This window comes from Variovorax guangxiensis, assembly GCF_003952165.1.
Taxonomy (GTDB): domain Bacteria; phylum Pseudomonadota; class Gammaproteobacteria; order Burkholderiales; family Burkholderiaceae_C; genus Variovorax; species Variovorax guangxiensis.
Genome location: NZ_RXFT01000016.1, coordinates 16022 through 40160, shown reverse-complemented (window position 1 = coordinate 40160; position 24139 = coordinate 16022). Strand labels below are relative to the sequence as shown.

General features: G+C 67.3%; 22 protein-coding genes. 3 read left to right on the top strand and 19 right to left on the bottom strand.

From position 1 onward, the window contains the following. Window positions 1-11 precede the first annotated feature (11 nt). Both EJP67_RS27895 and EJP67_RS27890 read left to right on the top strand, forming a co-directional pair. Window positions 12-1172 carry a porin gene (locus EJP67_RS27895; RefSeq protein ID WP_126024960.1) on the top strand — a complete coding sequence of 387 codons (1161 nt, stop codon included), beginning with the start codon at window positions 12-14 and terminating at the stop codon, window positions 1170-1172. 157 nt (window positions 1173-1329) lie between these two features. After that, a complete protein-coding gene (locus EJP67_RS27890) occupies window positions 1330-3453 on the top strand; it encodes a type IV pilus secretin PilQ (protein WP_126024988.1) in 2124 nt (707 codons plus the stop codon). Between the two features lie 106 nt (window positions 3454-3559). Here the strand turns inward: EJP67_RS27890 and EJP67_RS27885 are convergent, their stop codons facing one another. The 14 genes from EJP67_RS27885 to EJP67_RS27825 form a co-directional block, all read right to left on the bottom strand. Next, window positions 3560-3886 carry a hypothetical protein gene (locus EJP67_RS27885; RefSeq protein WP_126024987.1) on the bottom strand — a complete coding sequence of 109 codons (327 nt, stop codon included), beginning with the start codon at window positions 3884-3886 and terminating at the stop codon, window positions 3560-3562. Between the two features lie 78 nt (window positions 3887-3964). Next, window positions 3965-4231, bottom strand: coding sequence for a hypothetical protein (locus tag EJP67_RS27880; RefSeq protein WP_126024986.1), 267 nt, complete (start codon window positions 4229-4231; stop codon window positions 3965-3967). Between the two features lie 96 nt (window positions 4232-4327). After that, on the bottom strand, window positions 4328-8368 hold the full coding sequence (locus EJP67_RS27875; protein WP_126024985.1) for a pilus assembly protein: 4041 nt from the start codon (window positions 8366-8368) through the stop codon (window positions 4328-4330). Continuing rightward, entirely contained in the window at window positions 8365-8988 is a 624-nt protein-coding gene (locus tag EJP67_RS27870) for a pilus assembly PilX family protein (RefSeq protein ID WP_126024984.1), read from the bottom strand. The genes EJP67_RS27875 and EJP67_RS27870 overlap by 4 nt, the downstream gene beginning before the upstream one ends. Continuing rightward, a complete protein-coding gene (locus tag EJP67_RS27865) occupies window positions 8982-10175 on the bottom strand; it encodes a PilW family protein (RefSeq protein WP_126024983.1) in 1194 nt (397 codons plus the stop codon). Before EJP67_RS27865 ends, EJP67_RS27870 begins: the two co-directional genes overlap by 7 nt. Before the next feature lie 8 nt (window positions 10176-10183). Beyond that, window positions 10184-10642 carry a type IV pilus modification protein PilV gene (gene pilV, locus EJP67_RS27860; protein WP_126024982.1) on the bottom strand — a complete coding sequence of 153 codons (459 nt, stop codon included), beginning with the start codon at window positions 10640-10642 and terminating at the stop codon, window positions 10184-10186. Between the two features lie 2 nt (window positions 10643-10644). Beyond that, entirely contained in the window at window positions 10645-11319 is a 675-nt protein-coding gene (locus EJP67_RS27855) for a GspH/FimT family pseudopilin (protein WP_126024981.1), read from the bottom strand. Continuing rightward, window positions 11265-11738 (bottom strand): type IV pilin protein, encoded by a 474-nt coding sequence (locus EJP67_RS27850; RefSeq protein WP_126024980.1) that lies wholly within the window; start codon window positions 11736-11738, stop codon window positions 11265-11267. Before EJP67_RS27850 ends, EJP67_RS27855 begins: the two co-directional genes overlap by 55 nt. A 181-nt stretch (window positions 11739-11919) precedes the next feature. Then, a complete protein-coding gene (locus tag EJP67_RS34155; RefSeq protein WP_276312269.1) occupies window positions 11920-12042 on the bottom strand; it encodes a hypothetical protein in 123 nt (40 codons plus the stop codon). 42 nt (window positions 12043-12084) lie between these two features. Beyond that, window positions 12085-12504, bottom strand: coding sequence for a hypothetical protein (locus EJP67_RS27845; protein ID WP_126024979.1), 420 nt, complete (start codon window positions 12502-12504; stop codon window positions 12085-12087). A gap of 80 nt (window positions 12505-12584) precedes the next feature. Then, window positions 12585-14669 carry a TonB-dependent siderophore receptor gene (locus tag EJP67_RS27840; protein ID WP_420824285.1) on the bottom strand — a complete coding sequence of 695 codons (2085 nt, stop codon included), beginning with the start codon at window positions 14667-14669 and terminating at the stop codon, window positions 12585-12587. 235 nt (window positions 14670-14904) lie between these two features. Continuing rightward, window positions 14905-15189, bottom strand: a complete 285-nt coding sequence (locus EJP67_RS27835; RefSeq protein WP_126024978.1) for a hypothetical protein — start codon at window positions 15187-15189, stop codon at window positions 14905-14907. 95 nt (window positions 15190-15284) lie between these two features. Next, the gene (locus tag EJP67_RS27830) at window positions 15285-16076 is read right to left on the bottom strand and encodes a fumarylacetoacetate hydrolase family protein (protein ID WP_126024977.1); all 792 of its coding nucleotides are present in this window, start codon (window positions 16074-16076) and stop codon (window positions 15285-15287) included. A gap of 155 nt (window positions 16077-16231) precedes the next feature. Beyond that, complete coding sequence (locus tag EJP67_RS27825; RefSeq protein WP_126024976.1) at window positions 16232-16675, bottom strand: Lrp/AsnC family transcriptional regulator; 444 nt, start codon at window positions 16673-16675, stop codon at window positions 16232-16234. 139 nt (window positions 16676-16814) lie between these two features. Between EJP67_RS27825 and EJP67_RS27820 the strand changes: the two genes are divergently transcribed. After that, window positions 16815-17717: a DMT family transporter gene (locus EJP67_RS27820; protein ID WP_126024975.1), complete on the top strand. Its 903-nt coding sequence runs from the start codon at window positions 16815-16817 to the stop codon at window positions 17715-17717. An 18-nt stretch (window positions 17718-17735) separates the two neighbouring features. On the opposite strand, the gene EJP67_RS27815 is transcribed toward EJP67_RS27820, so the two are convergent. The 5 genes from EJP67_RS27815 to EJP67_RS27795 form a co-directional block, all read right to left on the bottom strand. Further along, window positions 17736-20861 (bottom strand): efflux RND transporter permease subunit, encoded by a 3126-nt coding sequence (locus tag EJP67_RS27815; protein WP_165909718.1) that lies wholly within the window; start codon window positions 20859-20861, stop codon window positions 17736-17738. Between the two features lie 19 nt (window positions 20862-20880). Continuing rightward, a complete protein-coding gene (locus tag EJP67_RS27810; protein ID WP_126024973.1) occupies window positions 20881-22020 on the bottom strand; it encodes an efflux RND transporter periplasmic adaptor subunit in 1140 nt (379 codons plus the stop codon). Between the two features lie 235 nt (window positions 22021-22255). Next, on the bottom strand, window positions 22256-22798 hold the full coding sequence (locus EJP67_RS27805) for an Rrf2 family transcriptional regulator (protein WP_126024972.1): 543 nt from the start codon (window positions 22796-22798) through the stop codon (window positions 22256-22258). Window positions 22799-22832: 34 nt separating this feature from the next. Continuing rightward, complete coding sequence (locus EJP67_RS27800) at window positions 22833-23531, bottom strand: Bax inhibitor-1/YccA family protein (RefSeq protein WP_126024971.1); 699 nt, start codon at window positions 23529-23531, stop codon at window positions 22833-22835. 196 nt (window positions 23532-23727) lie between these two features. After that, a complete protein-coding gene (locus tag EJP67_RS27795) occupies window positions 23728-24123 on the bottom strand; it encodes a hypothetical protein (RefSeq protein WP_240650806.1) in 396 nt (131 codons plus the stop codon). Between the last annotated feature and the right edge of the window lie 16 nt (window positions 24124-24139).

The window sequence follows — 24139 nt, the reverse complement described above, 5'->3', positions numbered from 1 at the left end:
GGAGAACCTGAATGAAGAAAACCCTCACGGCATTCGCTGCCCTGGCCGTCTGCGGCCTGGCTTGTGCCCAATCGTCCGTCACGTTGTTCGGCGTCGTGGACGCCGGCCTGACCTACCAGTCGACGACCTCGCGCGACACCACCACCGGCGCGTCGGTCAAGCAAAGCAAGACCAGCCTGGGCAACTCCGGCTACAACTCCAGCCGCATCGGCTTCCGCGGCACCGAAGACCTCGGCGGCGGGCTGGCCGCGAGCTTCTGGCTCGAAGCGCCCATCACCAACGACGACGGCGCCACCGGCATCTCCACCTTCTCGCGCCGCTCCACCGTGAGCCTGTCGGGTGGCTTCGGCGAACTGCGCCTGGGCCGCGACTACACGCCCACCTTCTGGAACGACACCGTCTTCGACCCGTTCGGCACCAACGGCTCGGGCACCAACGTCATCAGCACCGTCAGCGGCAACACCACCCTCAACAACGCCAACTACGTGCGCGCCAGCAACTCGATCGGCTACTTCCTGCCGCCGAACCTGGGCGGCTTCTACGGCCAGTTCCAGTACGCCCTGCACGAGAACGCCAGCACGGACGCCACCAGCACCACGGCCGCCTCGAGCAGCAGCGCGGGCCGCTACGTGGGTGGGCGCTTCGGCTACGCCAACGGTCCGCTGGACGTCGCCCTGGGCGTGGGCCGCAGCACCGTCGTGGACACCACCGCGCTGCAGCGCAGCGTGCAGACCATCAACCTGGGCGCCTCGTACGACTTCGGCCCCGTGAAGCTGTTCGGCGAGCTGTCGAACGTGAAGAACAAGTTCGACTACGCGGCAGTGGCCGACACGCACGACAGCTACAACGGGTACCTGATCGGCGCGACGGTGCCGGTGGGCGCGGGCCTGATCCGCGTGGCGTACTCGCAGGTGCGCTACAACGAAGGCGCGGCCGGCATCACGGGCGAGGACCCGCTGGCGCGCAAGTTCGCCATCGGCTACGTGCACAACCTGTCCAAGCGCACGGCGCTGTATGCGACGGTGGCGCGCGTGAACAACCGCAACGACGTGAACTACACGGGCAGCCTGGTGTCGGCCAGCACCACCGGCTACGGCAGCACGGGCACCAGCTACACCGGCCTGCCGCGTTCTTCCACCGGCTACGACTTCGGCATCCGCCACGCGTTCTGATCGCGTGAGGATGTGACGGGGCAGCGCGGCCGCCACAGAGGCGCCGCGCTGCCCGTTCCGGCCGCGCGCAACGGCTTGCGCGGTCTCCGGAACACGCTGCACTCGGGAGGGAAGCTCAGGGCAGCGAGGAGAAGGTGCCGCATTTCAAGGCAGTCAAATGAACAAACAGATATTCGCGATCGCGCGCTGGTTGCGCGCGTCCGTGTTCCTGCTCGTCGCCTTCGGGTCGCTCACGGCGGCGCAGGCGCAGAACAGGATCGAGTCGGTCACGGGCTCCTTGCAGGCAGGCAGCGAAGTGCTGCGTGTCGATTTCTCCGAGCCGCTGGCCGCTGCGCCCAACGGCTTCGCCATCCAGTCGCCCGCGCGCATCGCGCTCGATTTTCCGGGGATGAGCAGCAGCCTGGGCCGCGAGGCCATCGAGATGAACAAGGGCAACCTGCGCTCGGTGAACGTGGTGCAGGCCGGCGAGCGCACGCGCCTCGTGCTCAACCTGAAGCAGGCGACCGCCTTCAAGACCGAAGTGCGCGGCAAGTCGCTGCTGGTGTCGCTGCAATCCGCGGCGGGCCCGGCGCTGGTGGCCGCCACGCCCTTCGAATTCGCGGAGAACCGCAACCGCGACGTGCTGCCGCTGCGCGACGTCGACTTCCGCCTGGGCACCGAAGGCGCGGGCCGCGTGATCGTGAGCCTGCCCAACGACCAGGTCGGCGTGGACATCCGCCAGCAGGGCAAGAACCTCGTCGTCGAATTCACGAAGTCGCAGCTGCCCGAGGGCCTGAACCGCAAGCTCGACGTGGCCGACTTCGGCACGCCCGTGCAGACGGTGAGCATGCAGCAGGCCGGCGACCGCGTGCGCATGCTGATCGAGCCGCGCGGCGACTGGGACCACAGCGCCTACCAGAGCAACAGCCAGTTCGTGGTGGAGGTGCGCCCGCGCAAGGTCGATCCGACCAAGCTGACGCAGGGCGTGGGCTACAACGGCGAGAAGCTGTCGCTGAATTTCCAGAACATCGAGATCCGCTCGCTGCTGCAGGTGATCGCAGACTTCACCAGCTTCAACATCGTCACCTCCGACTCGGTCACCGGCTCGCTCACGCTGCGGCTGAAGGACGTGCCGTGGGACCAGGCGCTGGACATCATCCTGGAGGCGAAGAACCTCGGCATGCGCAAGAACGGCAGCGTGCTGCGCATCGCGCCCGAGGACGAGCTCAACGCCAAGGACAAGATAAAGGCCGAGGCCCAGGCCACCTTGCAGGGGCTCGAGCAACTGCGCACGCAGTCGTTCCAGCTCAACTACGCGAAGGCCGCTACCGTGGCGCAGGGGCTCTCCGGCACCGGCACGAGCGCCGGCGGAGGCAGCGGCAGCTCGGGCGGCGCGACGCGCATATTGAGTTCACGCGGCAGCGTGCTGGCGGAGGTGCGCACCAACCAGCTCTTCGTGACCGACATTCCATCGCGCCTCGCGCAGGTGGCCGAGCTCATCCAGAAACTGGACGTGCCGATACGACAGGTGCTGATCGAGGCGCGCTTCGTCGAGGCGACCGACACCTTCAGCAAGTCCCTGGGCGCGAAGCTGGGCGGCGGTTTCGTCAACGCGAACTCGTCGGTGGGCGTGACGCCTTCCGTGAGCTCAAGTACCACGAGCGGCGTGACCACCACCACGAGCACCAACACCTATTCGAGCACCAGCTTCGTCAACCTGCCAGCGACCAGCACGACGGGCGACGCGGTCGGCACCTTCGCGCTGTCGCTCTTCAACTCGGGCCTGACGAAGATGCTCAACCTCGAGATATCGGCGCTGGAAGCGGACGGCAAGGGCAAGGTGGTGTCGAGCCCGCGCGTGGTGACGGCCGACCAGACCAAGGCACTGATCGAGCAGGGTACCGAGCTGCCCTACCAGGTCGCAACGTCGAGCGGCGCGACCTCCATCGCCTTCCGCAAGGCCAACCTCAAGCTGGAAGTGACGCCGCAGATCACGCCCGAGGGCAACATCATCCTGGCGCTCGACGTGAACAAGGACACCGTGGGCCAGTCGACCACGGCAGGCTACGCCATCAACACCAAGCACATCCAGACCGAAGTGCTGGTGGAGAACGGCGGCACCGTCGTCATCGGCGGCGTCTTCGAGCTGACCGACACCAACTCGGAATCGCGCGTGCCGGTGCTGGGCGAGTTGCCGATGGTCGGCGCGCTGTTCCGAACCCGCAGCCGGGTCAACAACAAGACCGAGATGCTGATCTTCATCAGCCCGAAGATGATTTCGGATCGGAACGCGGCGCGGTGAGCCGTGTCGGCCCGGTCCATGTACCGGGCTATGTGGGAGCCTTACGCGGCTTCTTCAGGCGGCCCGCGATCGAACGGGAAGCGCCCGGCTCATCGGCTGCCGTCGGCTAGCCGTGGACGGCCAGGCGCAGGATCTGGCGCAGCCCTTCGATGATCAGAGACAGCAGGGCGCCAGCGAGCCCGCTCCAGAAAAGCCATCGCTCCTTCCGCCCGGAGACACCGAGCGATGCGACCAGCACGCCGAGGAAGATGAAGAAAAGGCCGGCCAGATGGGAGTCGGGCGGCAGCAGCGTGAGGGTCCAGTTGCCCTTTCCCGGTCTATAGGTGTAGTAGCCGGAGAGCAGTATCCAGATGCCATTGGCTGCAAGGCCCAAGGGTATCAGTGGGCCCAGGTATCGGATAACGAACTTCTCGCGGCTTGCAGCAGGCTTCATGGTTGTATGGTATCTGCCGCGTCGTGCCCGGCGTCTCGCACAAGGGCCGGGTCCGGGGCGCGAAGAAGAGTCAGGACATCAGTGGCAGGTCTTCGCGATGGTTCTTCGGTGTCCATCCGATATCTGGGAGCCGGCAGGCGCTTCGGCTTCCTCCTGCTCCACCCAATGCGTTCCCGCGCCGTAAGCCCTGTTGCCTGCATCCACGGCCGCCTGGAACGCGGCGCGTACCGCAGGCGTGTCGGGCTCCCACCGCCAATGCCCTTCGACGATGTATCCGCGCAGGCCCGCGCACGGCAGCCGCCAGCGCAGGCGGATCCACGGGCGCGAGGCTGAGGGAGTGCACATGCCGACGAGTCTGTGCGGCGATGTGGGAGATATCTTGAGGGCCCGCCTCCCGGGCAGGAGACGGATCGATCCCGAGCAGGCCGGCAACGGCCCTTTCTACTTGCCGTCGGTCAGCCGGCGCCAGGAGATGCGGCGCGTGCTGCTCGAAGAGGAGGTCGGGATGGTGGTTGTCGTCACCGCGCCGGTGGAGTCCTTGGTGGTGGCGACGGTCTTGCCGCTGGTGGTGATGGCGAGCGCGGCCGAGCTCGACAGGCCCGCGCTCGACAGCAGCACCCCCGCATTCTCGGCGCCCGACACCGTCAGGCCGGTGGCGTAGTTGACGTAGTTGATGTAGCTGGAGCCGCCGGTGCTGCAGGCGCCCGAGGTGCTGGGCGTGTTGGAGACGTAGACCAGCGTGCCGGAGGAGAGCACCGGGTCTTCGTCGACGCGTTCGCCCGATTCGGGCATGTCGACGAACCAGCCGTACATGGTGCTGAAATTGGTGGAGTAGCTCACTGAACTGGAGGCCGTTCGTACGCCGGAGGTGTCGGTGAGCGTCAGCCTGATGAAGCAGTTGGCCACGGTGCTCGAGCTGCACGCGTTGCTGCGCGGGTTGCTGTAGATGGCGGTGGTGCTGGAGCTGCCGTTCAGCGTGTCCTTGATGGCGTACATCGACTGCACCTGCGATGTGGTGATGTCGGTCACGCCCAGGTAGGCGCCGGTGCCGACGAAGACCACGTGCTGGCCGTTCACGAGACCCAGCTCCGGCGCGGTGGTGATGGGCTGGCGGGTGCCCGAGCTGTTCGACAGCGTGGCCAGCAGCTGCACCGTGGCGCTGCCGCTGCTGGCGGCAAGGGCGCTGATGTCGAAGCGCCAGAGGTTGCCGTACAGGTCGCCGCCATAGACCTGCGTGGTGGTGTTGTCGGTGGAGCTGTTGGTCCAGCCGCTGATCTTCGCCAGGCCGCTGGGGCAGGGCAAGACGGAACAGCCGGTCACGGTGCTGCCGCTGGCGTTGCTGCCCATGCCGTTGTCGATCTTCTTGATCAGCGCGCCGGTCATGGCGTTCCTGATCCACAGGTGGCCCTTGCCGTCGCCGTCGGAGACGTTGTTGTAGCCGGAGCTGAGGACGACTGCCCAGGTTCCGTCCGACAGCTTGGTGATGATGGGGGCGCCGTAGGTGTAGCCCAGGTCCGTGTCGTACAGATTGGGCGTGAGCGTGCTGCTCGAGCTGAACTCCCACAGCACGGTCGGAGAGCTCGGGTCCGTGACGTCCAGCGCGAAGTACGCGCGGCCGCCGTCGCCCAGGCCGCCGATGATGATGGTGTGCCAGGCGCTGTTGTAGTAGACGTCGGCCTGCGTGATCTGGCCGTCGACGAAGTAGACGTGGTTGGAGGCGTAGTTCTTGTCCGCCAGCTTGTACATGTTGGGCAGCAGTACCGAGGGGATGTACGCCCAGGCCTCGGCGCCCGTGTCGGCATTGAAGGCATGCAGCATGCCGTCGTTGGCGCCGACATAGACCATGCCCTGGCGCGAGGCGTTGGCGGACTTGAAGCTGGCATAGCCCGAGTCGCTGTAGCTGCGCGAGGGAGCCTTGATGTACACCGGCGTGGAGTTGACGACGTCGCCCAGCACGTGGGTGCGCGAACGGTAGTACCTGGTGTTGGTGGAGCCTTCGTTGCTGCGGTCGCCGCGCAGGTAGTTCACCAGGTTCACCGCGCCCGCGCCGGTGGTGGTGCCAGCGGTGGAGCTGTCGACCTGTGACGCCGTCGCCAGGCAGCTGGTGCCAGAGCTGCACAGCTGCGACAGCGAGCTGATCGACGCGATCTTGAAGTAGCCCTGCATCGTCGTCGTGAGCGAGTCCCAGGCGAAGCTCAGCTTCGTGGCGGTGCTGGCGTCGTAGGTGAAGATGGTGCGCGAGGCATAGCCGATGTTGTCCAGCAGCGCCGTGGTGGTGAGGCTGCCCGAAGTGCTCGAACAGTCGGAGCCCGCGCCCGACTCGGCCCAGTCCGCGGTGCTGGAGGTGACCCCGGTGCTGGAATTCACCGCATAGCGCGCCAGTTCGCCGAACCACTTGCCCGAGCAATAGGTGGTCGAGAAGGTGTAGCCGGCCGTGGTGGAGGTCAGCACGGCGGCGCTTTGCGTGACTGCCGCGGAACTGCTGGTCGTGGCGTCCACGGTGTTGAGGAAGTTGGTCAGGCTGGTCTTGATGTCGGCCGCGTTGGAAGCGCTGTAGTAGCTGCCCCGGCCGTTGACGGCGGTATGCCACAGGTCGTCGATGGCGGTCTGCGTGTTGCTGACCGGCGTGGGCCAGTTGCAACTGCCGGAGCTCTGCCAGATGCACACACCGGAAGCCTGCGTCGTGCTGCTGGTGGCGGTGCCGTTGGCGATGTCGTAGTAGTCGCCGCTCGTGGCGTTCGCATAGTCCGCATCGAACAGCATGTAGCCCGAGGCGCCCAGGCCGATGGTGGAGGTCACCATGTTCTGGCGCTTGTTGGAATAGCTGTTGCTGGAGACATCCGTGCCGCTCGAATTCGTCGCGTTGCTCAGGGAAGACGAGCGCAGGTCGGTGGAGTAGTAGTACTGCGCCGTGTCGGCCAGCGTGTTGGACACCGCATTGCCGTCGAGATAGGGGCGGGACTCGCTGCTGTCCTGGTCGCCGATGGCGGTTGTGCCGTCGACCTTGTAGGGCGTCGCGGTCTCGTTCCAATAGCCGTCGGTCGACAGCAGCGTGTAGTTGCGCTGGCAGGCGTACTGCATCGGATCGGTGGTCGCGACGCCATTGATGGAGGAGATCTTGGCCGCGTAGTAGCGCCCGGCATTCGACAGCGCGGTGCGAAGCGGCGTGGTGCCGCTGGCCTGGGCCGCCAGCAGCTTGCCGTACCACAGCGACTTCTGCCCGCCGCTGGTGGTGGTGTTGTCGGCGATGTTCAGGAAGTCCGTCGAGCTGCTGACCTTGTTGATGGTCATGTAGCCCACCCGGTAACTGGAGGTCAGCCCGCTGAAGGCGAGGGTGGTGGCGCTCTTCATCGCCTGCATGCGGGTGTGGTAGTACGCCCACCAGTTGGCGAAGTTGGTCATCTCCTCCGAGTAGGTGCAGGTGGTGCTGTTGGTGGTGCAGTCGGTGCGGGTTGTTGAGCGGGCGCCGGTGCCGGGGTAGGCATAGGTCGACGTGCTGCTGCTGATGGTGGTCTGTATCCAGCTGCCCGGCGTGCCGCCGCTGAAGGCGGTGACGGTGGCCGTCATGCTGCCGGACTGCGTGACCACGGGCGAGTAGCCGTAGGCATCGGTGCCCTCGGGCGAGGTGATTGTCACCGTGCTGCCGCTGCGGCTGGCGCTGTAGCCTGCAATGCCGCAGTTGCCTGTCTTGCTGCTGGTGCAGTTGTTGATGGCGGTGACGATGCTGGTGGCCACCGTGGTGGACGAGGTGCTGGCCGAGGTCGTGGCCGAGAGAATCTGCACGCCGTTGACCGTAATGCCGCCGATGCTCGTGCTGCTCGATCCGCTGACGACGATCGTCGCGGTGGAGCTCATGCCTGCATACCGCGGGTACTTGTAGGTGGCCGGTGCGGAGGTGCTGTCGATGTAGACGGCCTGGCATGTGCTCAGTGCGGACGTGGTGCACCAGCGCAGGTACGCCGGGTAGGCATAGGCGGTGGTGGCCGCGCTCTGCTTGTTGCATGTGCGCAGGTTGGCCGAGGAGCAGTACTCGCCAGGAACGAAGGTGTAGTACGTGGCGGGGGTGCTCGTTCCCGTCAGGTCCGTCGTGCCCGTGGAGATGATGCCGAAGCCGTCGGTGGGTACCTTGGTCCATGCCGAGGTATTGGCCGAGGTCATGCTGGTGTAGCTGGTGCCGGCGTAGTTGACGGGCGGCGTGTAGGTGACCGACGGGTCGTAGTAGATGCCGTTGAAGCGGCTGTTGCGGTAGAGGTATGGATAGCTGCTGGCGCTGTAGTCGTCCGCCCAGTCCGGGAGGTAGGCGGAACTCATGCTCCCGGAGTTGTCCAGGATGAACATGATGTTGGGCTTGACCAGCGTGGCCGAGGATGTTTCCAGCGGGGCCGTGGCAAGGTCGGTGAGGGCGCCGAAGGCGGGAGCCGCGAGGATCAGCGCCAGGACGCCCATGCAGGAGCGCCAGCGGCCGGAGAGGAGCTTGTTCATAGGGCCACCATGGCTTGCGTGAAGGAGACGGTGTTGCGAGGCCCGCTCACCTTGACGGTGATGCGGTAATAGACCTGGCTGCTGGACGATGGGGTGCTGCCGGACTTCTTGCTGCCGCCGGTGTTCACGGCCATGGGAGAACTTCCGCAGCCGTTGCTCGACGACGCATCGCCCGCGCTGGCGCACATGCGCTGGATCAGGTAGGACGCGGTGTTGCCCGAGCTGTCCTGGCTCTGCGAGACAGCGGTGTAGCCCGCGCTGACCAATTGGGTCCACAGCTGCGACCACGACTGCGTGCTGCCCGGGTCGGTGCGCGTGGCGGCGTAGCCATGGCTCGCCTGGTCGCAGGCCAGCACGGAGCTTCCTGTCGAACAGGTGCTGGCGGTGCTGGAACTTGTCTGTCCGCTGTTGTTCTCCAGCCAGGTCACCGCTGCCTCCACAGCCTGGTCGGCGGAGGTGACGGCCGCCTGCTCGAAGGCCAGGTTGCCCGCGATGCTCGCCGAGCTGGAGGTGGTGCGCATGAGGCCGATCGCGGCAATGCTCATGATCGCCAGCGCGATCAGGGCGATGATCATCACGAAGCCGCGTTGCCCGTGCCGGGGGCGCCGGGTGCTCAGCATGCGACGTCTCCGCTCTGGTAGGTGACCTGGTTGCCGTTCCAGATGATGTCGCGCAGCGGCACCGTGGTCTCGATGGTCTTGTAGCGGTAGTGCTTCCACTCCGAGTTGGCGCTCGGGTCGATCGCCAGGGCGGAAGGCGTCACGGTGGTCAGCGTGCTGGTGGTGCTGGTGTTGGCGCTGCTGCCGGACCAGGTGGGCGCGGTGGTGGTGACCTCGTCCTTGTCGTACTGCTGGCTGCGCGCGACCACCGCGAGCCGCAGGCCGACCACCCGCAGCCAGCCGCAGTAGCTGGACAGGCCCGAGGTGTCGCTCGTGCTGCCGGGCGTGGCCTGGTCGTAGCTGTCGACCACGCCGTCCATCTTCGGCGTGACCAGGTCGCTGGTGTCGCGGCCGTACTGGGCCCGCAGGCTCGCGATGTGGCTGGCGATGGGAACCCAGACGCTGCTGTTGAGCGTGGTGGTGTAGCTGGAGTCGCCGCAGTTGTAGGCCGCGTAGTCGCACACGGTGAGGTTGCCGTTGCGGACCGCATAGGCATGAATGACGGGGGCGGGCCCCAGGTTGTAGACGGCCGCCTCCGCCGCCGTCAGGCCTGCGGTGCCGCTGGAAACGGTCAGCACATAGCTTGCGATGGCGCTCACCTTGCCCAGGGTCAGGGCGCATGAGGTGGAGCTGTCGCGCGTGGTCGCCGCGGCCGTCACCCAGTCGCCCGTGGCGAAGGACGCAGGGGTCGACACGGTGTAGCTGGTCGTGGTGCTGGTGCCGGCGAGTGCGTCTCCTTCGGTGGGGCTGGCGGAATTGCCGCTGACGACGAGCAGCGTGTCGGTGCTGGTGTCGCCCGCGGGCACCAGCGAGGTGGCAGGGTTCACCGTGACCGGGGCCAGCGCCGACAGCGTGACGCTCTTGCTGTCGGAGGTCGTGGTGTACGTGAGGCTGCAGCCCAGCAGCGTGTACGCGCTGATGCCCAGTCCGGCCTGGTTCAGTTCGCGTGCCAGCATGTGGGTGACCGTGGCGGCGTTGATCTCGGCGTCGCCGCTGGTGCTGGTCAGCCGTTGCTGCGTGCTCGTGGAGTACAGCAGCTGCACGACGATCAGCACCGCGAGCATGCCGACCAGCAGGCCGACCATGAGCTCGATGATGCTGAAGCCGTGCTGCCCGCGAGCGGGGCGTGAAGGGCGCGGGGTGGGCACGGAGCTTCTCACGGCTTCATCTGGGCCATGGCCACGTACTGGTGCGCGCTGCTGTCGCCCGGGCCCTTCCAGTAGATGGTGATGGTGGCCAGGCTGCTGCTGACGGCGGAACCGCCGCCGCCAGCGACCGTGCTGAAGGTGACGGTCGGCGGCAGGCTGCTGACGCCCGGCAGGTTCGACTTGTCGACGGCCGCCTTCCAGCTCGTGTAGCCCGTACCGGCAGCCGTGCTCCCGTAGCTGGCCTGGAGGGTGGCGGCCGTGCGGTCGCTCATCCACATGCGGCCGATCAGGTCGCTGGCGAGCATCGCGGCGGTCGTGCGGAACTCGGCACCCGTCGCGGTGCGTGCCGCGTTGGCATAGAGGCCCGTGATGCCGAGCAGGCCGATCGCGAAGATGAGCAATGCGGCCATTGCCTCGATGAGGGTGAAGCCGCCGGCGGCGGATGAGGAAGAGTGTTGGCGGGGCATGGTCAGCAGGTCATGGGGTCGGTGCTGCTGCTGCGCGAGGGGTCGCAGATGCGGGCATCACCACCGGGCGAGACGATCACGTTCAGGCAGCGCACCGAGCCACCGGAGGCGACGCAGGTGCCGCTGGCGCTGGTCAGCTGCACCGTCAGCGCGATGACGGATGTGGTCGGGTTGGTCGTGGCGGACTGGCGGCCCAGCGCGTCGAAGCCCACTGTGCTGCGCGTTGCGGTGAGCACGAGGTCCGAACTCTTGCTGGGCTCGACCGGGCTCTTTCCGATCAGGTATGGCGTGGTGGTGGCGCTCAAGGCGTTGCCGCAAGCGCCGGCGGGCGTCTGCGAGAGGCCGGCGTTCGTCACCCAGAGCGCGACACTGGTGCTCAGCGCGCAGCTGGCGTCCAGCGAGCTGACGAACTGCAGGCGCGTGCCGGTGTTGCGGCGAACGGCTTCCGCCCTGGCCATCTGCAGATCGGAGCGCAGCGACTCGGCCGCGCTGAGCAGGCGGGTGTTGCGCGTCCAGTCGCCGAACCAGGGCGCGGCCAGCATGGTCAGCACTGCCAGGATCGTGATGCCCACCATCAGCTCGATCAGGCCGAATCCCTGCGCTGAAGGCGACCGCCTGCGCATCAGCAGCTCCCGCCCCTGTTGGTGATCCAGCAGCTTGTCGAGGACGCGGTCCATCCCGATACGCCGGTGATGGTGGACGTGCGCGTGCCATCTTGGTCGATGGTGTAGACGAAGCCGGCCATGGAAGACGTGCCGGTGGCGGTGATGGTGTAGCTCGTGGACGAACTTGGCGTGCAGGTGAGCGTGAAGTACTTCAGGTTGGTGTTCGAGATGGTCACGCCGCATGCGCTGGTGGAACCGGTGGCGTAGTAGCTCTTGGCATCCTGGAACCATTGCTCCATCTTTGCGTTGCCGGCGGAGAGATTGGAAGTCGCCTCCGGGATGCGACCACGCCGGACGTAGTCGGTGTAGGAGGGCAGGGCGATGGCCGCCAGGATCGCCACGATCGCCACGGTGACCATCACCTCGATCAATGTGAAGCCGCGCGCCCGCGCACGGCGCTCCTCTCGAGGCTTCTTCTGCAGCCGCGTCATGGTGGTTCTTCTCCTCGTGTTCCGGAAGCATTCGGAAACTTCCTGGACGCCGAGTCGAACACGCAAATTGGGAGAAATCTGGCTGATGCGTTGGGGTTTGTGTGCGCGCGAGCGCGCATGCGATCCGAGGTTTCTCCGACTTTGTGGCCGAGCATTCCTGCTGTGCCGGATGAGCCGCTGTTCAGGGGAAGTGATCGATGAAACTGCTGTCCTTGAGGCTGTAGGGCTGGCGCACCCGGATCGCGCTGGCCGTCTGCGGCCCCGCGCCGCTCGCGATGTTCCAGTTCTCGAGCGGCCCGCGCATCGCGCTCCTGGCCCGGCGCTGCGTCGCCGCGGCCGATGCGCCTCAGGGGGCCGTCTTCGATTGCCCGAAGCCGCCTGGGCTGCGCTTGCAGCTGCCGTCGCGCGGGCTGGTGCTTGCGGTGTCGCTCGCGGTGATCGGTGCGAGGGTCGATCGGCTGTAGCTGCCGCCCGCGGCAGGTTCGCGACGCGTGCAGGTGTCGCTGCCGGCCGAGAAGATGCCGAAGGCCAGCGCACCGAAGGCCAGCAGGCCCGCGATGCGCGGCAGCCAGGAGGACCTGCGGGAACGCGCCGTGGCAATGGAAGAAGACTGCGTCCTGCCGTCCCATCGGGCCCGCATGGTGAACTCCGGAGGGACGCCCTGCGCATGCGCCAATGCCGGCAGGCCGTCGAGGCGGAAGGCGCGCAGTGCCGCGAGGGACTCGCGCGAGGCGCTGTGGGGGTTGCGATACCGGGGACTGTTCATGACCCGTATCGTGAATTCCAAAGCGGGAGAAAAATTGGATGGCCGCGCTGCGCTGGGCCGCGGTGCGGCCATCCTGCGCGCTAGAAATCGATCTTGGCGCTCAGGCTGAAGGTGCGCGGATCGCCGGGCTTGATGTAGTTGTCGTACTGGTATTCCCAGTAGCGGCGGTTCGTCACGTTGTTGATCGCGGCGCGGAAGGTCGTGCTGTGGCCCGCTATGCGCGTCGTGTAGCTCGCGCCGATGTTGGCGACGGTATAGCCCGGCAGGTTCAGCTGGTTCGATGCGTTGAGCATGGTGTTGCCCGTGTACTTCATGTCGGCCGAGAGCTTGAGGCCCGGCACCTGCGGCACGAGGTAAGACACCTGCGCCGTCGCCACCAGCTTCGGCGCGCCCGCCACGCGGTTGCCGATGTAGCTGCTGCCGCGCTCGTACGAGCTGTCGAGCAGCATCAGGTTGCCGCCGATCTGCCATTGCGAACCCAGCCAGGTGGAGGCGCCGACTTCCAGGCCCTGGTAGATCGACTGGCCGTCCTGCACCAGCACGTTGGAGCTGTTGGCGTACTCGGCGCCGCGCTCGATGCGGAACAGCGCGGCCGTGGCGCTCCAGCGGTCGTGCTCGGTCTTCACGCCCAGTTCGTACTGCTTGCTCTTCAGCGGATTGAGCAGCTGGCCGTTGTTGGCGTACATGGTGCTTACCGTGCTGCCGGGTTCCAGCGATTCGGCATAGCTGGTGTACAGCGTGGTGTCGGGCGCGGGCTTGTACATCAGCGCGAGCGTGGGGGTGATCACGCCGCTCTTGCGGTAGCTGGAGTTCCGCGCGCCGGTGGTGTCGTAGCCGATCTGTTCGTAGGTGGTGCTGCGCAGGCCGGCCAGCACCGACCACCTGTCGGACAGCTTCAGCGTGTCGCTCGCGAACAGCGCGCGCTGCGTGATGTCGCTGTTGCGGTAGGTCCTGAAGTCGGTGGAGGTGGCGTAGCTGTTGGTGTTCTGGCCGAAGATGCTGCCGGTGCCGATCAGCTGGTAGACGGCGTTGCTGCTGTAGTAGTTGACCTGCTTCTGCCACGAGGTGCCCAGCGTGATCCGGTGCTCGAAGTCGCCGGTGCGCAGCTTGCCGTTGACCATCGCCTGCCACTGGTTGAAGCGGTGGCCCTCGGCGCTGTCGGAGCGGTAGTCGTCATAGCCGCCGCCGGCGTCTTGCAGGTAGGCGATGCCTTCGTTGCGGCTGCGGGTGGCGCTGCTGTGGCTGTAGCTGGTGCTCAATGTCCAGTCGGGCGCGAGCTGGTACTGCAGGCCGGTCGAATAGAGCCTGAAGTCGGTATTCAGGTGCTGGCCCGGGCCCACCAGGCGTTGGTCGCTGGCGCTGATGGTGGAGGGCAGCTGCGTGCCGGTGTAGCTGCCGAGGTAGATCGAGGGCGTCTGGCCGGAGGTGTTGCGCTTCTGGTAGAGCGTGTCGAAGGTCCAGGTGAGCTTGTCGGTGAGCTTCGCGTCGAGGCCGAGCGACACCGAGTTGCGGCGCACGTTGCCGTCGTTGTAGGTCTTGCCTTCCTCGTGCGTGGCGTTGAGCCGGTAGCCGAAGCGGTTGTCGGTGCCGAAGCGCCCGCCGAGGTCGACGTGCTCGCTCCAGATGCCTGCGGTCTTGTAGCCGACCTCGATGCTGCGCACCGGCTGGTCGGTCGGCTTCTTCGTCACGTAGTTGACGATGCCGCCCGGCGCGCCGAAGCCGTACATGAAGCCCGACGAGCCCTTGAGCAGCTCGATCTGCTCGAAGTGTTCGTAGGGCAAGGTGATGGCGTAGCTGAGGAAAGGCTGGCCGTTGATGCGGTAGCCGTTCTGCCAGTCCAGCGGCAGGCCGCGCACCGTGATGTAGCTGGCCCAGGCGCTGTAGGCGCCGCTGTTGTCCGATACCGACGCGTCGAGCGCGAACACGTCACCGAGCTTCGACACCTGGCGCTCGGCCATGTCCTCGCCTCGGACCACGCTGGTGGAGAAAGGCGTTTCCAGCTGCGAGCGCGCACCGAGCGCGCCGCTGCTCACCTTGGCACCCAGATGCTGCTGCGTGCCGTCCTGCGATTCGGCTGTGACGGTCACCGTCGGCAGCGAGGCGGAGGCAGCCGCCTCCTGCGCGTGCGTGCGCCCGACCAGCGTGGCGGCCCACAGCACCAGCAGCGTGGCGCGCGCGGGCGGGCCGAACGGGCTGCGCCGGAATGAAATCGGGGAGGGAGAAGAAGAGGGAGAGAGGGAGGAGGGGAAGGAAGGGGCCGAGGCTCTGGCGGCGGATTTCTTGCGTCCGGGGTTCAACGTTGACTCACTCTGTAGATAAGAATGAATCTCATTTTCGCCGTGAATCTCGTAGGAATATTGGAGCTTGACCCTTCGACGGGTGCGGTCTGTCCTCCGCGGTTCAGTGTCCGTTGCCCGGCGACGGCGCCAGCCCGCGCTGCTTGAGGAAGTCGTACAGGCTGACCGCCAGCACCTGCGCGATGGGTATCGGCAGCGTCACGCGCAGCACCGCGGCCCGGTGCACCGGGCACCGGTCGGAGCTGTGGTCGACGCGGCTGGCGTCGAAGGTGATGTGCACGCAGCCCGCGTTGACCCAGTAGCCCGAGACTTCGTCCGCGAACACCTGCGGGGCGTGCAGGTCGTCGATGTAGGTGGCTTGCGGGGTCTGCTGCTGTTGCTGGGACATGGTGGCTCGGTGTTCGCGTGAGCCCCGATGATCGACACCAATCTCGTAGAAAAAATGGTGTCCCGACCCAGCCCCCGGTACCCTTGGCGCCTTCCTCAGACGATCCTCACCGACAACTCCGGCAGCCGGTCGATGTGGATCTGGATCAGGTCGCCGCGCACCACCGGCCCGACGTTCTCCGGCGTGCCCGAGTAGATGATGTCGCCCGGCTTCAGCTCGAAGGCCTGCGACAGCCGGCTGATCTGCTCGGCCACCGACCAGATCATGTGCCTGAGCGTGGCGTTCTGCTTCGTCTGTCCGTTCACTTTGAGCCAGATCGCGCCGTCGCTGAAGTGCCCAACCTTCGCCACCGGGTGGATCGGCCCGACGGGCGCCGAGTGGTCGAAGCTCTTGCCGATCTCCCAGGGCTTCTTCTGGTCGCCCATCTCGCGCTGCAGGTCGCGGCGCGTCATGTCCAGGCCCAGCGAGTAGCCGTACACGTGGTCGAGCGCCTCGCTCGTCGCGATGTTGCGTCCGCCCTTGCCCAGTGCCACCACCAGCTCGACCTCGTAGTGGTAGTTCTTCGTGAGCGTGGGGTAGGGATGGTCGGCCACCACGCCCGGCGTCACCACCTGGATCGCATCGGCGGGCTTCTGGAAGAAGAAGGGCGGCTCGCGGCTCGGGTCCGAGCCCATCTCGCGCGCGTGCGCCTCGTAGTTTCGGCCGATGCAGTAGATGCGCCGCACCGGGAAGACCTGGTCGCTGCCGACGATCGGAATGGTCGACGATGCGACGTCGAACGGCGTGGCGGCCGAGCGGCCGGCCCCGGCGGGCAGTGCACAGCCGGCGATGGCACCGGTGGCCATGGCGGCGGAACCGGCCAGCAGGCCGCGGCGGGAAGTGATCATGGGCATGTGTCTCCTTGGTCTTGTGGATGGACGTCGTGCGCCGTGCCTCTCACGGCCGATCGATTCTGGAAGGGCGCATCGCGTGGCGATGGTGCGCATCTATGCAAAAACAGGACATAACCCACCGGAAGGCGCCGCCGATCGGCTGCGGCGCCTCACCGCGCCGCGAAGGGCGGCAGCCGCCTCGGGATCGTCTGGGCCTTCACGATGGAGGTGTTGGTCTCCGCCCTGGCCGCGATGCGGTCGAGGATGCCGTCGAGCTGCTCGAGCGACTGCAGATGGAGCCGCGCGACGAAGCAGTCTTCTCCCGTGACCTTGTCGCACTCGCAGAACTCGGGCGTGCCCGCGATCAGTTCCTGCACCGCCTTCAGCTGCCCCGGCAGCGGCCGGATGCGCACGATGGCCTGGAACTGGTAGCCCAGCGCCTTCGGGTTCAGCTCGAGCGTGTAGCCGCGGATCACGTCGCGCTCCTCGAGCCGGCGCAGCCGCTCCGACACGCTGGGCGACGACAGCCCCACGTGACGGGCCAGTTCCTTCAGCGACATGCGCGCATTGCCCGAGAGGGCCAGCACGATGGCTTCGTCGGTTGCGTCGAGCATTTTTCTGTTCTCCGGTGCAATGGCATGGATACCTTCTTTTCGAAGGCCATCAGGGGCTTTCTCCTTCTTCGCAGCATATCCATGCGACACGATCCATGGCACTCTTGTTTCCCCTGAACAGCGGCGACAACGGACGGACATGCAGACCCAGCTTCGCGGCGCGCTCGAGATGAGCGCGGCCATGGCGATCTCGGGAACCATCGGCTGGTTCGTGGTGCGCTTCGACCAGCCCCTGTTCGACCTGCTGTTCTGGCGCTGCGTGTTCGGCGCGGTGACGCTGCTGGTCGTGTGCCTTGCGCTGGGTCTGCTCCAGCGGGGCCTCGCGCCGCGCAAGTTCGCGCTGGCCGCATTCGGTGGCGTGGCCCTGGTGGTCAACTGGGTGCTGATCTTCGCGTCCTTCTCGCGCGCATCGATCTCGATCGCCACGGCGGTCTACAACACGCAGCCCTTCATGCTGGTGACGCTGGTTGCGTTGCTGCTGTCGGAGCGGCTCACCGCGATGAAGGCGATCTGGCTGTGCATCGCGTTCGCCGGCGTGGTGCTGGTGGCGCAGGCCAAGCCGGGCGGCGGCGCCGATGGTTCCACGTATTTCGTCGGCGTGCTCATGGCGCTGGGTGCGGCCTTCTGCTACGCGGTTGCCGCCTTCGTCGCGAAGAAGCTCGACGGCATCGCGCCGCACCTCATCGCGCTGATACAGGTGTGCGTGGGCATCGTGATGCTCGCCCCCTTCGCGAACCTGAAGGCGCTGCCCACCGACGCGGCCACCTGGGGCGTGCACCTGACGATGGGCGTTGTCTACACGGGGCTGGTGTTCGTGCTGCTGTACGGCGCGCTGCAGAAGCTGTCGACGCCGGTGGCGGGGGCGTTGTCGTTCATCTATCCGCTGGTCGCGATCGGCGTCGACCATGTCGTCTTCGGCCAGCGGCTGGGCATGCTGCAGCTGGTGGGCGCGGCAGCCATCCTGGTCTCGGCGGCGGGCATGACCTTCGGATGGACTTTGCCGGGGCTGCCGAGGCAGGCGCCGGTCGCCAGAAAGAGCTGAGAAGTCTCCTGGCTTCGCTCAAGGCGTTGCCGCGACCCCGCTGCTGCGCCTGAAGAACCTGCCCGCAGCCCGCTTCACCAGCAGATAGAACAGCGGCACGAAGAAGATCCCGAGCGCCGTCGCGGCCAGCACGCCGCCGAACACGCCGGTGCCGATGGCGATCTGGCTGGCCGAGCCCGCGCCGGTGGCCAGCGCCAGCGGCACCACGCCGGCCAGGAAGGCCAGCGAGGTCATCAGGATCGGCCGCAGCCGCAGGCGCGCGCCTTCGGCCACCGCGTCGAGCAGCGGTATGCCCCGGCGCAGCGCGGCTTCGGCGAACTCGATGATCAGGATCGCGTTCTTCGCCGACAGCCCGATGGTCGCGAGCAGGCCGACCTGGAAGTAGATGTCGTTCGAGAGGCCCCGCAGAGCCGCCGCGATCACCGCGCCGAGCACGCCCAGCGGAATCACCAGCATCACCGAGAACGGCACCGACCAGCTTTCGTACAGCGCCGCCAGGCACAGGAACACCACGAGGATCGACAGCGCGAACAGCAGCGGCGCCTGTCCGCCCGACAGTCGCTCCTGGTACGAGAGCCCGCTCCACGCATGGCCGGTGCCGCGCTGCTTCTTCGCGATGGTTTCCACCGCCGCCATCGCCGTGCCCGAGCTCGTGCCGTGCGCGGCCGCGCCCTGGATCTGCACCGCCGGCAGGCCGTTGTAGCGCTCCAGCTGCGGCGCGCCCTGCGACCAGCGCGTGGTGGCGAAGGCCGAGAACGGCGTCATCGCGCCGGTGGCGCCGCGCACGAACCACTGCCGGATGTCGTCCGGATCGGAGCGGTAGGGTGCGTCGGCCTGCACGTACACGCGCTTGACGCGGCCGCGGTCGATGAAGTCGTTGACGTAGCTGCCGCCCCAGGCGATGCCCAGCGTGGTGTTCACGTCGTCCAGCGACAGCCGCAGGGCCGAGGCCTTGAGCTGGTCGATGTCGATCTGCAGCTGCGGCGTACCGGCCACGCTGTTGGCGCGCACCGACTGCAGCCGCGTGTCCTTGCCCGCGTCGCGCAGCAATGACTCGCGCGCCTGCACCAGCTTCTGCGCGCCCATGCCCGAGGTGTCCTGCAGCCAGAACTCGAAGCCGTTCGACTGCCCCAGCCCCTCGATGGGCGGCGGCACCATGCCGTAGACCTCGGCGTCGCGCTGCTGCCTGCCCAGCGCTGTGCCGGCACGCTCGACGATGGCCTGGGCGCGCTGGTCGGCATGGCCGCGCTCGGACCAGTCCTTGAGCGAGACGAAGGCCATGCCCATGTTCTGCCCCGAGCCGCCATAGCTCCAGCCCGAGAGCGTGAAGATGGTGTCGGTCGTGTCCTTCTCGGTTTCGAGGAAGTGCTTCTCGACCATGCGGTTCACCGCATCGGTGCGGCCGATGGTGGAGCCCGCCGGCAGCGTGAGCTGCACCATCACGCTGCCCTGGTCTTCCTCGGGCAGGAAGCCGCCGGGCAGGCCGAGGTACAGCAGGCCCATGCCGGCCACGATGGCCGCGTACACGGCCGCGAAGCGCAGCGGCTTGCGCAGGATGCGGCCCAGCAGGCCCACGTAGCGGCCCTGCGCGGCGTCGAAGCGGCGGTTGAATGCGCCCAGAAAACCGCGCGTGCGCGGCGCATCGCTCGCACGCAGGAAGCGCGCGCACAGCGCAGGGATCAGCACGATGGCCACCACCACCGACAGCGCCATCGACGCGATGATGGTCACCGAGAACTGCCGGTAGATCACGCCCACGGAGCCGCCGAAGAAGGCCATCGGCAGGAACACCGCCGAAACCACCACCGCGATGCCCACCAGCGCGCCGGTGATTTCCTGCATCGACTTGATGGTGGCGGCCTTCGGGTCCAGCCCTTCCTCGTGCATCACGCGCTCGACGTTCTCCACCACCACGATGGCGTCGTCCACCAGCAGGCCGATGGCCAGCACCATGCCGAAGAGCGTGAGCACGTTGATCGAATAGCCGAAGGCCGCGAGCACGCCGAAGGTGCCCAGCAGCACCACCGGCACGGTGATGGCCGGGATGACCGTGGCGCGCCAGTTCTGCAGGAACAGGTACATGACGACCACCACCAGCGCGATGGCCTCCAGCAGCGTCTTGATGACCGACCTGATCGAAATCTTCACGAAGCGCGTCGTGTCCTCGGCGTAGGCCACGCGCAGGCCGGCGGGCAGCGAGGGCTCCATCTCGGCGATGCGAGCCTTCACCGCGCTGGCGGTGGTCAGCGCGTTGGCGCCGGGCGCCAGCATGACCGCGGCGCCGGCGGCGGGGTGGCCGTTCAGGCGCGTGGTCTCGGCATACGACTCGCTGCCCATCTCCACGCGCGCCACGTCGCCCAGGCGCACCACGGCGCCGTCGGCCTGCGTCTTCAGCACGATGTCGCGGAACTGCTCGGGCGTCTGCAGCCGCGAGAGGGCAGTCACGGTGGCGGTGAGCTGCTGCTTCGCGGGCGAGGGCCGCGCGCCGATCTCGCCGACCGACACCTGCGTGTTCTGCGCGGTGATGGCGGCGGTCACGTCAGAGGGCATCAGCTGGTAGCTCGCGAGCCGGTGCGGATCGAGCCAGATGCGCATCGCGTACGAAGCGCCGAAGGCCTGCACCGAGCCCACGCCGTCGACGCGGCTGATGGGATCGCGCAGGTTGCTCGCCATCCAGTCGGCAACGTCGGTGTCGGTGCGGCGGTCGGTCTCGTCGTAGAGGGCCACGATCAGCAGGAAGTTGTTCTGCGACTTCGCAACCGTCACACCCTGCTGCTGCACCGCCTGCGGCAGGCGGCTGGTGGCCTGGCTGACCTTGTTCTGCACCTGCACCTGGGCGGTGTCGGGGTTGATGCCCTGGCGGAAGGTGACGGCGATGTCGGCCCAGCCGGCCGAGCTGCTCGTCGACTTGAAGTACAGCAGGCCGTCGATGCCCTTGAGCTGCTGCTCGAGCACCTGCGTGACGCTGTTCTCCACCGCCTGCGCCGAGGCGCCGGGGTAGTTGGCCGAGACCACGACGGTGGGCGGCGCGATGTCCGGGTACTGCGAGACCGGCAGCGTGCGGATGGCCACGCCGCCGGCCAGCATGATCAGGATGGCGATGACCCATGCGAACACGGGCCGCTGGATGAAGAAGTTGGCTATCACGGGTGTTGTCTTTTCTTCAGTCGGCCGAGGCGGGCGTCGGCGCCGCCGATACCGGCACCGGCTTCACCTTGTCGCCCGGGTGCGCGCGCTGCAGGCCGTCGACCACGAGCCGGTCGCCTTCGCGCAGGCCGCCGGTCACGATCCACTGGTCGCCCGAGGCGCCGCGCACTTCGAGCGCGCGCAGTTCGACCTTGTCGTCCTTGCCCACCACCAGTGCGGTCGGCTCGCCCTTGTCGTTGCGCGCCACGCCGCGCTGCGGCGCGAGCACGGCCTGCCGTTCGACGCCGGCCTCGACCTGCGCGCGCACGTACATGCCGGGCAGCAGCAGCCCCTGCGGGTTCGGAAACTCCGCGCGCAGCGTGACCGAGCCGGTCGCGGCGTCGACCGCCACTTCCGTGAACTTCAGCGTGCCGGCGTGCGGGTAGGGCAGGCCGTCTTCCATGCGCAGGCTCACGCGCGTGCTCGCAGGCGCCATGTCGCCCGAGATGAAGCGGCGCTTGAGCCGCGTGAGTTCGAGGCTGGACTGCACCACGTCGACATAGATCGGGTCGATGCGCTGGATCGTCGCCAGCGCTGTGGCCTGGCCCGGCGCCACCAGCGCGCCCTCGGTCACGCTGGAGCGGCCGATGCGGCCCGAGATGGGCGCCTCGATGCGCGTGAATTCGAGGTTGATGCGCGCCGCCTTCAGGGCAGCCTGCGCGGCCTTCACGCCGGCCTGCGCCTGCATGAGCGCGGCCTGCGCCTCCTCGTGCTCCTGCCTGCTCACGGCATTGGCCTTCACCAGTTCGCCGAATCGCTCGGCCTTGCCGCGCAGGCTCGCGATACCGGCCTGCGCGGTCGCGAGCGCGGCCTGCGCCTGCTCGTGCGCCGCTTCGAAGGGGCCGGGCTCGATCTCGTACAGCACCTGGCCCGCGCGGACCATGCTGCCTTCCTCGAACAGGCGCTTGCGCACGATGCCGTTGACCTGCGGGCGCACCTCGGACACGCGGAACGCGGCCGTGCGGCCCGAAAGCTCGGTGTGCACGGGCACATCGCCCGCGTGCATCGCCATCACGCCGACTTCGGGCGGCGCGGTCTCGGTTTGAGGGGCCTGCCGGGCGCCGCACGCGGCGAGCACGAGCAGGGAAAGGGGTAGAAGCAGAAGCTTGAAATTCATGGCCGTCCGGAAACGCGCTGCGGCGCGAGCCGGGATCGCCCGGGTCGCGCGTCTGTATTGGTTTGCACTGTTGTGGTGCATTCTGCCTGCCGTGTTGCGTCGCAACATGAAGGGTTCCTGAGGCTTCCTTGGGGGAAACCAACGAAAAAAGCCCATGCGGGCGAGAGCCCGCCGCCACCTCGATCCGTGGCAACGGGCCCTGCCGCATGGGCCGGGCGGGCTGGCTGGCTCGGAGCTAGCTGGCGCTTTGCTGTCGCCGTCCCAGCGCGAACACCGAGTTCGGCGCGTCGACGACGAAGGGCTTGCGCGTGGCGGGCTGGCCAGCCGGCGAACGACGGATCTCGGTCCGCGCGGCGGCCTGCACGCCCTTGGCCTTCTGCTCGTCGACCAGGCTCTGCAGCGAGATCGACTTGAGGAACTCGACCGCCCGCAGATTCACGGTGGCCCAGAGTTCGTCGATCTCGCAGCGGCCGGCCTCGCCCGGCGCGTCGGCATCGCGCTGGCGGGTGGTTTCGGCATCGTGGTCCTCGATCGAGAGGACGATGTCGGCCACGGAAATCTCGGCCGCCTTGCGGCTGAGCGAATACCCGCCGCCCGGGCCGCGGGTCGATTCGACCAGGCTGGCGCGGCGCAGCTTGCCGAACAGCAGCTCCAGGTACGACAGCGACACGCGCTGGCGCAGGCTGATCGAAGCCAGCGTGACGGGGCCCGAACGCCCATGAAGGGCGATGTCGATCATCGCGGTGACCGCGAAGCGGCCTTTGGTGGTGAGACGCATGGGATGTTCCTTCCTTTTCTTCCTTCGTGGGGAATCACTCGTCCCGGCCGCCGGCGATGCCCAGCAGGGCCAGCAGCGACTGGAAGACGTTGTAGATGCTGAGATACACACCCAGCGTGGCGGAGATGTAGTTGGTCTCCAGTCCGTCCTTCACGCGCTTGAGGTCGTGCAGGATGAAGGCCGAGAAGATGCCGATGGCCAGGACCGACAGCGTCATCATCAGCGCGCTCGACTTGATGAAGAAGTTGGCGATGCCCGCCACCAGCAGCAGGATGGCGCCGATGAAGAGCCACTTGCCCATGGCCGACAGGTCGCGCTTGATGACCGACGACAGCGTGGCCATGCCGAAGAAGATCGCGCCGGTGCCGGCGAAGGCCGTCATCACCAGGCTGGCGCCATTGGCCAGGCCGAGCACGGTGCCGACCAGGCGCGACAGCATCAGGCCCATGAAGAAGGTGAAGGCCAGCAGCACCGGCACGCCGGCGGCCGACTCCTTCGTCTTCTCGATGGCGTACATGAAGCCGAAGGCGCCGCCGAGGAAGACCATCAGGCCGATGCCCGGCGACATGGCGCGCGAGAAGCCGGTGGAGACGCCAATCCAGGCGCCGAGCACGGTCGGCAGCATCGACAGCGCGAGCAGCCAGTAGGTATTGCGCAGGACGCGGTTGCGCTCCTGCGGCGAGGCGATCGGCAGCTCGATGCCGTCGTGATAGGTGGTAGGGCTGTTGTTCATTCTGTGTTGATTCCTTGAAGCTGGACCGGCGCCGGGTGCGCGCAATGGATGGCGCGCGCAAAGGGGCACAGGGCCGTGAATGGGAGAGATCAGGTAGCTGCGGTTGCGATGCGGGTGCCGCCCGATGGCGGCCGGCCCTGGTCACAACAGGGGAGCGGGAGCCATGGCGGCTCCCGGTCGCGAAGGCTTTTGGGGCCTAGGCGACGAGGGACGCGGCGCGGGGTGGCCGCTTGGGTCGCGCCAGGAACGGCGAGACGATGGTGGTCAGGCCGAGTTTCGGCGGCTGTTCCGTGAAGCGCAGCAGCGCGGGCGCGCCGTTGCGTGCATCGACCAGCTCGGCGTGTTCGGAGCCGGCTTCATCGATGGAGAGGGCGTCGTCCGATGCCTTGTCGGCATCGCCTGCCGGCTTCCTGGCTTCGGAGAGATCGGAGATGTCTGAGAAGGCGACGCTGACGATCAGCGTCTGGGTCGCCTGTGCCGCCTGTGGTTCGGCATGCGAATGGCCGGCACCGAGCATGTTGTGGGCAAGCACGGCGAAGCCGTAGCAGGACAACATGATTGCGAGGACGGTAGCGGCAAACCAGCGGGACATGTAGGGGTATTTTACC

What these genes read in the sequence shown, in the direction of transcription:
- EJP67_RS27845 (WP_126024979.1), bottom strand. Translation starts at nt 12,504, where the DNA reads ATGAACAGTCCCCGGTATCGCAACCCCCACAGCGCCTCGCGCGAGTCC.
- EJP67_RS27805 (WP_126024972.1), bottom strand. Translation starts at nt 22,798, where the DNA reads ATGCGTCTCACCACCAAAGGCCGCTTCGCGGTCACCGCGATGATCGAC.
- EJP67_RS27870 (WP_126024984.1), bottom strand. Translation starts at nt 8,988, where the DNA reads ATGCTGAGCACCCGGCGCCCCCGGCACGGGCAACGCGGCTTCGTGATG.
- EJP67_RS27795 (WP_240650806.1), bottom strand. Translation starts at nt 24,123, where the DNA reads ATGTCCCGCTGGTTTGCCGCTACCGTCCTCGCAATCATGTTGTCCTGC.
- pilV (WP_126024982.1), bottom strand. Translation starts at nt 10,642, where the DNA reads ATGCCCCGCCAACACTCTTCCTCATCCGCCGCCGGCGGCTTCACCCTC.
- EJP67_RS27850 (WP_126024980.1), bottom strand. Translation starts at nt 11,738, where the DNA reads ATGACGCGGCTGCAGAAGAAGCCTCGAGAGGAGCGCCGTGCGCGGGCG.
- EJP67_RS27855 (WP_126024981.1), bottom strand. Translation starts at nt 11,319, where the DNA reads ATGGACCGCGTCCTCGACAAGCTGCTGGATCACCAACAGGGGCGGGAG.
- EJP67_RS27800 (WP_126024971.1), bottom strand. Translation starts at nt 23,531, where the DNA reads ATGAACAACAGCCCTACCACCTATCACGACGGCATCGAGCTGCCGATC.
- EJP67_RS27835 (WP_126024978.1), bottom strand. Translation starts at nt 15,189, where the DNA reads ATGTCCCAGCAACAGCAGCAGACCCCGCAAGCCACCTACATCGACGAC.
- EJP67_RS27875 (WP_126024985.1), bottom strand. Translation starts at nt 8,368, where the DNA reads ATGAACAAGCTCCTCTCCGGCCGCTGGCGCTCCTGCATGGGCGTCCTG.
- EJP67_RS27885 (WP_126024987.1), bottom strand. Translation starts at nt 3,886, where the DNA reads ATGAAGCCTGCTGCAAGCCGCGAGAAGTTCGTTATCCGATACCTGGGC.
- EJP67_RS27830 (WP_126024977.1), bottom strand. Translation starts at nt 16,076, where the DNA reads ATGATCACTTCCCGCCGCGGCCTGCTGGCCGGTTCCGCCGCCATGGCC.
- EJP67_RS34155 (WP_276312269.1), bottom strand. Translation starts at nt 12,042, where the DNA reads ATGCGCGGGCCGCTCGAGAACTGGAACATCGCGAGCGGCGCGGGGCCG.
- EJP67_RS27895 (WP_126024960.1), top strand. Translation starts at nt 12, where the DNA reads ATGAAGAAAACCCTCACGGCATTCGCTGCCCTGGCCGTCTGCGGCCTG.
- EJP67_RS27820 (WP_126024975.1), top strand. Translation starts at nt 16,815, where the DNA reads ATGCAGACCCAGCTTCGCGGCGCGCTCGAGATGAGCGCGGCCATGGCG.
- EJP67_RS27880 (WP_126024986.1), bottom strand. Translation starts at nt 4,231, where the DNA reads ATGTGCACTCCCTCAGCCTCGCGCCCGTGGATCCGCCTGCGCTGGCGG.
- EJP67_RS27810 (WP_126024973.1), bottom strand. Translation starts at nt 22,020, where the DNA reads ATGAATTTCAAGCTTCTGCTTCTACCCCTTTCCCTGCTCGTGCTCGCC.
- EJP67_RS27890 (WP_126024988.1), top strand. Translation starts at nt 1,330, where the DNA reads ATGAACAAACAGATATTCGCGATCGCGCGCTGGTTGCGCGCGTCCGTG.
- EJP67_RS27825 (WP_126024976.1), bottom strand. Translation starts at nt 16,675, where the DNA reads ATGCTCGACGCAACCGACGAAGCCATCGTGCTGGCCCTCTCGGGCAAT.